This is a genomic window from Streptomyces spongiae (assembly GCF_009377185.1).
GTDB classification, from domain to species: domain Bacteria; phylum Actinomycetota; class Actinomycetes; order Streptomycetales; family Streptomycetaceae; genus Streptomyces; species Streptomyces spongiae.
Genome location: NZ_VJZC01000066.1, coordinates 20,835 through 30,115 on the forward strand (window position 1 = coordinate 20,835; position 9,281 = coordinate 30,115).

The following is a 9,281-nucleotide window of genomic DNA, read 5'->3' on the forward strand; positions in this document are numbered from 1 at the left end:
CGGTCGGGTGCTTCGGGCCCGCCGTCAGGAGGCGGGACGCACCATCGCGTCGGTGGCGGTGGACGCCGGCCTGTCGGTGCCGTATATCGCGAACCTGGAGAACGGCCGCGGCAATCCGACCCTGTCCGCGTTGCAGCAGTTGGCGGCGGCGCTCGGCACTCGCCTTGAGGTCGGCCTGCTCAGCGATGAGGAGGACAAGGGAGAGCCTGAAGTGCCGGACGCGGTGCGCAGGCTCATGGAATCGCCGCGCACGCTTGCCGTGACGCACCTGCTGGCCAGAAGGAGCAGGAGGCATGCGTCGCTCGTTACGGAGCGTCTGCAGGAGGCGCTGCTGGCGCTGGGGACGGTGGTCGGTGGCGAACTCGGCGAACGAGACCTGGACCGGGTCCTGGACGTGCTCCTGCTGTCCCAGGCGGAGCTCGACGACGAGCGCTGAGGCAGATGCGAGGTTCCTTGAGAGGCGACATCCTGTTGAGCAGGGGAACCTTCAGGACTGGGCCACCGTGCGGGTCGCGCAGTCCTTGACGACCGCACGGAGCGCGCCGGTCCGTTTGAAGACCTCGCGCTGGCGCCGTGCCCCGCTCCCTCGCTCCAGCAGCTCCGCGAGGTGGCCCTCCGCGGACTCCAGGTCGCCCGCCTCGTCCAGTGCCTCCCGCGCATGGTCGAGCAGCGAGCGCAGCACCGTCTGCGCAGGTGCCGGTGTCCAGAGCAGCGGCTGGACGAGGTGGGCGTCGAGTCCGGAGCGGCCGGCTCGCCAGAGGGCGAGTCGCAGCAGGCCGATCCCGGCGGGGTCCGGGGGCTGCCCGGCGCGCCACTCATCGGCGGCCGTCTCCACCAGAGCCCGTACCAGCATGGCGAGCAGGACGGTGTCCTCGGCCTCCAGGCACACGTCCGCGACACGCACCTCGACGGTCGGATAGTGGCGGGACAGCCGCGCGTCGAAGTAGATCATGCCCTCGTCGAGCAGGGCGCCCGTGTCGAGCATGGCGCGCACCTGTTGCCGGTACCGCTCGGCGGAGCCGAAGATCTCCACCGGGCCCGCGGAGGGCCAGCGGCCCCAGACCCGGCTGCGGTAGCTGCTGTACCCCGTGTCGCGCCCCTGCCAGAACGGCGAATTGCCGCTCAGTGCCATCAGAGGGGCGAGCCACGGCCGTATGCGGTCGAGTACTCCCACACCTTCTTCGTCGGACTCCACGCTCACGTGGATGTGGCAGCCGCAGGTGAGCTGTTCCTGCGCGGTGAGCGCGAACTCCTCCCGCATCCAGCGGTAACGCTTACTGGAAGTGAGTGAGGGGTGCACGGGCAGCGGGGACGTGGCGAGGGCCACCGGGACGGCCCCCACCTTCGCCGCGCGTCGGGCGGCCTCGGCCCGCCAGCGCTTGATCTCCCCGGACAGTTCGCTCATCGCGGAACTGGGCCGGGTCGCGACCTCCAGCTGCTCGAGTTGGAGTTCCTGTTCCAGTCCGGAGCCGGGCGTGAGGGCGAGCACCGCGCCGGAGACCGCTCGAGGCTCTCCCGTGTCCGGGTCCACGAGAATGAGCTCCTCCTCGACTCCGACAGTGCGCATGCGAGCCCTTCCTCGATGCCGGGACGGGGCGAGAACCGCGCGCGGCGTTCCCGCCTGTGTGCTGTGCCGAGTAGCCCTCTGCGCTGAGCGCATGTGTGGCGGGAACGCGACAGCGGCATGAGAAGGCCGTCGACAGGGTGGGAGCGATGAGCGATCCTGTCCCGCCCTGGGCCTGTGGCGCGGACGGTTCCGCCCACCACCCGGATCAGCGACAGCGTGCGCCGGATGCGTGAGTGGTGCGGGACTGGGGACTTGGTGCACAGGCCAGGTCTCAGCGGCGTTCCCCGGGGGCTGGCCCGGCCAGGCTCCTTCGGTTGGGACAACGAGCCGGGGGAGCCGCCCCGCGGAGGTCAGGAGAGGTTGCCTGCTTCGCAGACCCGGCGAGCGACCTCGCGGAGCTTGATGTTGTTCTTCTGCGAGTACCGGCGCAGGACGTCGAACGCCTCTTCTTCGCTGAGGCGGCGGCTGCCCATGAGGATCCCCATGGCCTCGCCGATGACGTGGCGGGTGGCGACAGCCTGTTCCAGCTGGGCCTGGGTGCGGGCGCTGGAGAAGGCGACCGCGGCGTGGGAGGCCAGCATCCAGCCGGCCATCTCGCTGGCCTGCGTGAAGGCGCCGGGATCGCGGGAGTACAGGTTGAGCGCGCCGAGATCCTCGTCCTCCGTGAACAGCAAGAAGCCCATCATGCTGCCCACGCCCAGCGCGCGGGCCTGCGGGGCGTAGGCCGGCCAGTACGGCTGCTCCTGGGTGAAGTCCGCGATCCGGAACACTCGCTCGCCCTGCGACCTGCGGGCGGCGTCGAAGCACGGCCCCTCTGCCAGCCGTTCCTGCAGTTGGTCACTGTCGGTGACCAGCTGGCTCGTGGGTGCGACCGTCTCCACTTTCCGGTCGTGCAGCATGAGGATGCCGGCCGCGTCACAGCCCTCCACCAGTTCGGTGGCGGAGGCGGTGATCCGTTTCAGCGTGGCATCGACCGACTCCTGGGCCAGAAGATCCCGCGCCATCGATGCCAGCTCCTGCGCGAACCGCCCCCAGTCCATACCGCCCTCCGCGTCTCGTGCCTGCCGGGTAAGCCGTATACCCAGCCTTTCACGTGAGTCTCACAGCGGCGGAGCAGTTGCTACTCGAAGCGGGCACTCTCGTATCGCAAGGCACTGAGTCTCATGACGTGGACAGGGCGCGGCGGACCACGTACGGCAGGATGCCCCCGTGCCGGAGATAGGCCAGCTCCTGTCGGGAGAAGATCCGCAACCGCAGTGCCGCTGTGGCATGGCGGCGGCGGCCCTCTGCTCCCCGTATGTGGAGCGTGACGCGGTTGGTGCCGACGCCCAGGCTGTCGAGCCCTTCGAAGGACAGCTCTCCCTCGCGGGCGAAGGGGTACGACGACGCGTCGTCGCCCTCGGCGAACTGGGGCGGGAGCACGCCCATGCCGATCAGGTTGCTGCGGTGGATGCGCTCGTACGACTCGGCGATGACCGCGTGCACGCCCAGCAGGGCCTGGGCCTTGGCCGCCCAGTCCCGGCTGGAGCCCGCCCCGTAGTCGCGGCCGGCGACGACGACCAGGTCGTAGCCCGCCTCCCGGTAGGTGGCGGCGGCCTGGTAAACGGGCAGAACGTGGGTGCCGTCGGCCGTGTGGGCGTGGCCGCCGGATCCGGGCTGTGCGTCGGCGTGGGTGTCGGTGTCCAGCAGCAGGTTGGCGACGGCGGCGTTGGTGAAGGCGCCGCGCAGCATGACCTCGTGGTTGCTGCGGCGCGTGGAGTACTGGTTGAGGTCGCGGCGGGCGACCCCGCGTTCGGTGAGCCACTGTCCGGCCGCGCTGCGGGCGGGGATGGCGCCGGCGGGGGAGATGTGGTCGGTGGTGACGTTGTCGCCGAGCCGGAGGAGGATCCTGGCCCGGTCGATCCTCAGGTGGGCCGGCGGGTGGGCGGACAGTCGTGTGAGATGCGGCGGGCGGCGGACGTACGTCGACTCCGGGTCCCAGGGGAAGCGGGTGCCTTCGGGTGCCTCGATCTCCTGCCAGGCCCGGGTGCCCTGCCGGATGCGCGCGGCGTTGCCACGGAACATCTCCGGCCGTACGAACTCCGCGACACACGCGGCGACCTCCTCGTCGGAGGGCCACAGGTCCTCGAGGCGGACGGGGCGGCCGTCGTGGTCGGTCCCCAACGGCTCCTGGCCGAAGTCGTGCAGGACCGAGCCGGCCAGGGCGTAGGCGACGACCAGCGGCGGGGAGGCGAGGTAGGACAGGGAGACGTGCGGGTTGACCCGGCCCGCGAAGTTGCGGTTGCCGGACAGGACGGCGACCGGCTCCGTCGTTCCCTCCTCGGCGAGGTGTTCCATCGCCGGGTGCAGGGGGCCGGAGTTGCCGATGCAGGTCATACAGCCGAAGCCGACGATATGGAAGCCGGTCTTCTCCAGAGCGGGAAGGAGGCCGGCCTCACGCAGGTACTCCTCGACCACCCGTGAGCCGGGGGAGAACGAGGTCTTGACCCAGGGTTTGGCGGTCAGCCCCCTCCGGACGGCCCGCCTGGCGAGCAGGCCCGCCTGCACGATGAGCGCAGGGTTGGCGGTGTTGGTGCAGCTGGTGATGGCGGCGATGGCGACCGGGCCGTCGGGCAGCGGTTCGCCGAACGCGTCGGTGGCCGTCCTCGACCCGGGAGTTGTGCGGCCCGCGGCCTGCCGGAACGAAGCCGGGACCCGGGACAGCGGCAGCCGCTGGTGCGGCAGGTTCGGGCCCGCGACGCTCGGCTCGACGGTACCGAGATCGAGGTCGAGCATCTCGTCGTAGCGGGGGACCGGGCGGTCGTCCGTGCGCTTGAGGCCCTGGGCGGAGAGGTAGGCGTCGACGAGACGGACATGTTCCTCTTCCCGTCCGCTGAGGCGCGGGTAGGCGGCGGTCTCGTCGTCGTAGGGGAAGTAGACGCAGGTCGCGCCGTATTCGGGGGCCATGTTGGAGACGGCGGGGTGACATGGGCGCCCTCTTCGAGACCGCGGCGACGCATCAGGTCCACCAGTCGGGTGGCCATGGAGGTGGTCAGGTTCGGCCGCGACATCGCTCCTGCGCTCTTCACGTGGTGGGTCGGCGAAGCCTCATCCTACGAATCCCCCCTGCGAACACGCCGATGGTGTGGCCGGCTCGGCCCCGCCCGGCTGCCGATGGGCGCGGTCAGTCGTCGGCGCGTACGAAGACCGGCTTGAGACGCTTCTCGGGGAGTGCCCCCGGGAGTTGCTCCCAGTCGAGGACGTGGGAGACGACCCGGCCGGGGTCGACGTTGCCGGAGCGGGCGAGTTCGAGGGCGTCGGGAATGTGGCCCCGGACGTTGTCACGGGCGATGCGCAGGGTGACGCCGGTGAGGTACATGTCGAGCAGGGGCAGTTCGCCGGGCCGGAAGTGATTGCCCGCCGATTCGCAGACGCCTGCCGGGGCGAGGCACCTGACGGCGAGGGCGAGCTGGTCGACGCGGCCGGTGGCCTCGACGACGAGGTCGAAGCGGTGCCGTACGGGCTCGACCGACTCGGCCGTGCGGGCGCCGTATCCCTCGGCGAGCTTGCGGTGTTCGGGGTCGGGGTCGACGTACAGCACGTCGGAGGCGCCGAGCGCGCGGGCGATGTCGCAGACGTACAGGCCGATGCTGCCACGGGCGACGACCAGGACGCGGGCTGACGGCTTGTCCTTCAGGTGAGGCGCGACCAGTCGCCAGGACAGGGACCAGTTGTCACTGGCCGACGCCATGGCGACGGGGTCCAGGCCGTCCGGCAGCCGTACGAGCATCGCGTCCGCGTACGGTACGCGGACCAGGTCGGAGAAGAGGCCGCCCCAGTTGCCGCCGATCGGTGCGCCGTACATGGCCATGTGCGGTACGGCCGTGCAGTGCGCGGTCAGTCCGGTACGGCAGTTGGCGCAGGTACCGCAGTTGATGGACCAGGGCACGACCACCAGATCACCGGGGACCACGGACGTCACCGCGTCGCCGGTCTCGACGACGCGGGCCACGCATTCGTGGCCGAGGGCGAAGGGCGGGTCGAGGAAGCCGTGTCCGGCGAGGATGGAGGAGTCCACGTCACAGGAGGTGGCGGCCACCGGGGCGACGATCGCCTCCTGGCCGGACCGGAGTACGGGGTCGGGTGCCTCGCGCCATTCCACGGTGTGCCGCGCGACGTAGGTCAGTTCACGCATCGGCCCGCTGCTCCTTCGCCAGGGCCACGAGGTCGGCGTAGCGGATGACGGAGCCTCCGGCACCCCAGGTGCCGTCGGGCTGTTGGTGCACCAGCACCCACACACGCAGGGCGTCCGCCTGGGGGAGCCCGGCGGCCCCGAGGACCGTCCTGGTGGCGTCCTCGACCAGTCCGGCCTTGCGGCGTTCGGACAGCGCGCCCTCGGGCACCGTGACGTCCACGAGGAAGCGGGGTGCGGTGTCCGGTGCCCCCTCCCAGCGCAGCAGCACGGCGGCAAGCTCACGCTGGACCGTCCTACGGCTTTCCTCGGTCAGTGAACCGGACGGGAGGGTGAGCCGGATCATCGGCATGACGTGGTCTCCTATCGGTTGATGCACGCTCTATGGCAGTCGTTATAAACGGAGATCACGGTAGACTATGACGATCGTTATATCCAGAGGGGAGCACGGTCTTGGCCAAACCCAGCACGCCGTCGCGCGAGCGCATCGTGGCCGGTGCGGCGGACATGATCAGCAGGCGTGGTCTGAACGCCACGAGCATCCGGGAGTTGGCCAAACACGCCAGGGCGCCGCTCGGCTCGACCTGCCACTACTTCCCCGAGGGCAAGCAGCAACTGGCCACCGAGGCGGTGCGGTACGCGGGTGGAGCGGTCTCGCGCATCCTGCGCAAGGAGCTGGACTCGGGCCCGGTCGCCGGGCTGCGGGCCTTCCTGGCCCTGTGGCGAGGCATCGTCGTCGAGAGCGAATTCCACGCCGGCTGCCCCGTGCTGGCCGTCTCCGTCGAGGAACCGCCGGCAGGTGAGATCCCGCCCGCCCTCGTCGCCGCCGCCGAGGCGTTCGAGGGCTGGGAGCGGTTGCTCGTCGAGTCGCTGCGGGGGTGCGGGGTGGCCCACGATCAGGCGGAGGGTCTGGCCGTCCTCATCGTGGCGTCGGTCGAGGGTGCCACCGCCATGTGCCGGGCCAAGCGCAGCGCGCAACCCCTGGACCAGGTCGCGCGGCAGCTCGAGACGCTGATCGTCGGTACGCTCGACCGTCCGGCGTGAGTACGGCGGGCTTCTATGAACGGCTTGCCAGGACAGTCGTGGTGGAGAAGGTGTGCGAAGTGATCGGGACGGTCAGTCCTCGCCCCTGACGATGTTCGAGTCCGCGTCGGCTCCCGCCCTGCGGCGAAGGCTCCGGGTCTCGAGTGCGGGAAGGCAGGTGCGCAGGCCCCTTCCGCGCTGACGGCGGGCCTTGGCCCAGCCGGTCTCGCGGACCACGAGTTTCTCGACCGTGTGCGTGCTCACGACGCCTCATCTTCTTTCCGGAACCGCTCTTCGCTTGAGCCGACCGGGTTCCCCGCGGGAGGGCGGTCGAAACGTGAAGGTGGCGCACGACCTGATCGGATCCTCGTCGCCCGCGTGTGCGGGACGGCGGGATCTTCTGGTGTTTTACGGTGGTTTGATGCGACTTGTGCCTAAGTGGGCCTTGCTCTCGTCCGGATGCGCGCCCGTCCTGCTGGCCTCGGGTTGGACGATCGCGGGACTGCTCGAGGGGCCCGCCTACGACCCTGTCACTCAGACGATCAGCGTGCTGGCCGCCTACGGCGCCGCGGGTTTCTGGGTGATGACCGGTGCGCTGGTCGCCCTGGGCGCCTGCCACCTGCTCACCGCCTGGGCGCTGCGTGCGGCCGCGCTCGCCGGACGGGTGGCGCTGGGCGGTGGCGGGGTGGCGGCGTTGGCGGTGGCACTGCTCCCGGCGCCGAGCAGCGGGGGTTCCTTGCGACACGGTTCGGTCGCCGCGGTCGGGTTCGCTCTCCTGGCGGTGTGGCCGATCCTGGCCGCCCAGCGCGGTAGCGCCGCACCGTGGGGCCTGCGACCCGTGCCCTCCCTCGCGGCGACGGTACTGATGGGCGTCGGCGCGGCATGGTTCGTCATCGAGATGCAGGCGCGCGGTGCCGCTGGTGTCGCCGAACGCGTCGTGGCGTCCGTTCAGTCCCTGTGGCCGTTCGTGGTGGTCGCCTCCTGCCTCCTCCACCCCGATGACGATGAACGTCTGGCGTGACCGGTGCCGGCGCCGCGAGTCGGAGAGCGGGGGTCAGGCGTGCGGCCCGCTTGTCCGTTCGTCGAGTTCGGCCTTCTTCTTCTTGATGCGGGCGGCTTCCTTGCGGACCTCGGCCTGGGTGGCGCGCTCCTTCTCCAGCCACTCGGGCCGGTTCGACAGCAAGGTCTCGATCTGCTCGGTGGTGAGCGGATCCGTGACCCCACCGCGCGCGAGGCCCGAGATGGAGACGCCCAGTTTCGCCGCGACCACCGGACGCGGATGGGGGCCGTTGCGCCGGAGCTCCCGCAGCCACTCGGGCGGATCGGCCTGGAACTCGTTCAACTCGGCGCGGGAGACGACACCGGTCTGGAACTCGGCCGGGGTGGCCTCGAGGTACACACCCAGCTTCTTCGCCGCGGTCGCGGGCTTCATCGTCTGGGTGCTCTGATGCGACTTCATGGTGTCCAGACTATCCGCCGTGTACGACCCCCCGGGACTGCGAGCGGTCTGCCTGCGACCGGTAACCTGGCCGGGTGACAGGTTCGGAAGCAGCCCCTTCGTTCCGGCTCGCGTATGTCCCGGGAGCGACACCCGCCAAGTGGGTCCGGATCTGGAACGAGCGCCTGCCCGACGTCCCCTTGACCCTCGTCCCCGTGCCGGCCGCGGAAGCGGCCGAGGTGTTGCGGAGCGAGGGCGCCGATGCGGCGCTGCTGCGGTTGCCGGTCGACCGTACGACCTTCAGCGCGATCCCCCTCTACACCGAGACCACGGTGGTCGTTCTCCCCAAGGAGCACCTCGCGACCGCGGTGGACGAGGTGTCGGCCGAGGACATCGCCGACGACGTCGTGTTCCACCCGCTCGACGACGTCCTCGGCTGGGACGAACTGCCGGGGCGCCCCGCCCTCGAACGCCCCGCCACGACGGCCGACGCCATCGAACTCGTGGCGGCAGGCGTGGGCCTCCTCGTCGTTCCCCAGTCGCTGGCCCGCCTGCACCACCGCAGGGATCTCACGTACCGGCCGCTGGTGGACGCGCCGCAGTCGAGCGTCGCACTGTCATGGCCCGAGGACGCGACGACCGACCTGGTCGAGGACTTCATCGGAATCGTCCGGGGCCGGACGGTCAACAGCACGCGGGGACGCACCGCGGCCACGGCACAGCCGGAGCGGGGTCGCCCCGACGCGGACCGCGCACGGCGGAAGCCCGGGCCGGGGAACACGAGCGGCAAGAAGACCAAGAAGACCGGGGGCGGCTCCGGCGGCTCCGGCGGTTCCAGAGGCGGCAGGCGCGGGAGGCCGCGCCAGAGGTGAGGTCATGGCTTGGCTCTGACCAGCCCGGCGTCGTAGGCCGTGATCACGGCTTGGATGCGGTCGCGCGCCCCGATCTTGGCGAGCACCCGTCCGACGTGCTTCTTGACGGTGGACTCGGTGAGGACGAGCCGCTCGGCGATCTCGGAGTTGGTCCAGCCCTGGCCGATGGCGATCAGGACTTCGCGTTCGCGGTCGCTGAGAGTGTGCAGC

Annotated in this window: 12 protein-coding genes; 4 read left to right on the plus strand and 8 right to left on the minus strand. The window is 70.7% G+C overall.

Going from position 1 to position 9,281, the window contains the following annotated elements; genetic code table 11:
* Nucleotides 1–7: 7 nt before the first annotated feature.
* Nucleotides 8–436 carry a helix-turn-helix domain-containing protein gene (locus FNH08_RS12695; RefSeq protein WP_322724365.1) on the plus strand — a complete coding sequence of 143 codons (429 nt, stop codon included), beginning with the start codon at nucleotides 8–10 and terminating at the stop codon, nucleotides 434–436.
* Nucleotides 437–487: 51 nt separating this feature from the next.
* Here FNH08_RS12695 and FNH08_RS12700 read toward each other — a convergent pair whose 3' ends face one another.
* From FNH08_RS12700 to FNH08_RS12720, 5 genes are all read right to left on the minus strand, one after another.
* Entirely contained in the window at nucleotides 488–1,567 is a 1,080-nt protein-coding gene (locus FNH08_RS12700; RefSeq protein ID WP_152771578.1) for a glutamate--cysteine ligase, read from the minus strand.
* 350 nt (nucleotides 1,568–1,917) lie between these two features.
* The gene (locus FNH08_RS12705; RefSeq protein ID WP_152771579.1) at nucleotides 1,918–2,607 is read right to left on the minus strand and encodes a GAF and ANTAR domain-containing protein; all 690 of its coding nucleotides are present in this window, start codon (nucleotides 2,605–2,607) and stop codon (nucleotides 1,918–1,920) included.
* A 121-nt stretch (nucleotides 2,608–2,728) separates the two neighbouring features.
* Entirely contained in the window at nucleotides 2,729–4,513 is a 1,785-nt protein-coding gene (gene acnA, locus FNH08_RS12710) for an aconitate hydratase (protein ID WP_228034074.1), read from the minus strand.
* Between the two features lie 217 nt (nucleotides 4,514–4,730).
* Nucleotides 4,731–5,741, minus strand: a complete 1,011-nt coding sequence (locus tag FNH08_RS12715; RefSeq protein WP_152771580.1) for a zinc-dependent alcohol dehydrogenase — start codon at nucleotides 5,739–5,741, stop codon at nucleotides 4,731–4,733.
* A complete protein-coding gene (locus FNH08_RS12720) occupies nucleotides 5,734–6,090 on the minus strand; it encodes a tautomerase family protein (RefSeq protein WP_152771581.1) in 357 nt (118 codons plus the stop codon). Before FNH08_RS12720 ends, FNH08_RS12715 begins: the two co-directional genes overlap by 8 nt.
* A 101-nt stretch (nucleotides 6,091–6,191) precedes the next feature.
* On the opposite strand from FNH08_RS12720, the gene FNH08_RS12725 reads away from it, so the two are divergent.
* Nucleotides 6,192–6,782: a TetR/AcrR family transcriptional regulator gene (locus FNH08_RS12725; protein ID WP_152771582.1), complete on the plus strand. Its 591-nt coding sequence runs from the start codon at nucleotides 6,192–6,194 to the stop codon at nucleotides 6,780–6,782.
* Between the two features lie 72 nt (nucleotides 6,783–6,854).
* Here FNH08_RS12725 and FNH08_RS50700 read toward each other — a convergent pair whose 3' ends face one another.
* The gene (locus tag FNH08_RS50700) at nucleotides 6,855–7,025 is read right to left on the minus strand and encodes a hypothetical protein (protein ID WP_322724360.1); all 171 of its coding nucleotides are present in this window, start codon (nucleotides 7,023–7,025) and stop codon (nucleotides 6,855–6,857) included.
* 157 nt (nucleotides 7,026–7,182) lie between these two features.
* Between FNH08_RS50700 and FNH08_RS12730 the strand changes: the two genes are divergently transcribed.
* Nucleotides 7,183–7,782, plus strand: a complete 600-nt coding sequence (locus FNH08_RS12730) for a DUF998 domain-containing protein (RefSeq protein WP_152771583.1) — start codon at nucleotides 7,183–7,185, stop codon at nucleotides 7,780–7,782.
* A gap of 33 nt (nucleotides 7,783–7,815) precedes the next feature.
* Here the strand turns inward: FNH08_RS12730 and FNH08_RS12735 are convergent, their stop codons facing one another.
* Nucleotides 7,816–8,220 carry a DUF5997 family protein gene (locus tag FNH08_RS12735; RefSeq protein ID WP_152771584.1) on the minus strand — a complete coding sequence of 135 codons (405 nt, stop codon included), beginning with the start codon at nucleotides 8,218–8,220 and terminating at the stop codon, nucleotides 7,816–7,818.
* A gap of 74 nt (nucleotides 8,221–8,294) precedes the next feature.
* Here FNH08_RS12735 and FNH08_RS12740 point away from each other — a divergent pair, with 74 nt between their 5' ends.
* Nucleotides 8,295–9,071, plus strand: a complete 777-nt coding sequence (locus FNH08_RS12740; protein WP_322724363.1) for a LysR substrate-binding domain-containing protein — start codon at nucleotides 8,295–8,297, stop codon at nucleotides 9,069–9,071.
* A 2-nt stretch (nucleotides 9,072–9,073) separates the two neighbouring features.
* Here FNH08_RS12740 and FNH08_RS12745 read toward each other — a convergent pair.
* A partial coding sequence (locus FNH08_RS12745; RefSeq protein WP_194238469.1) for a response regulator transcription factor occupies nucleotides 9,074–9,281 on the minus strand: 208 nt, incomplete at its 5' end.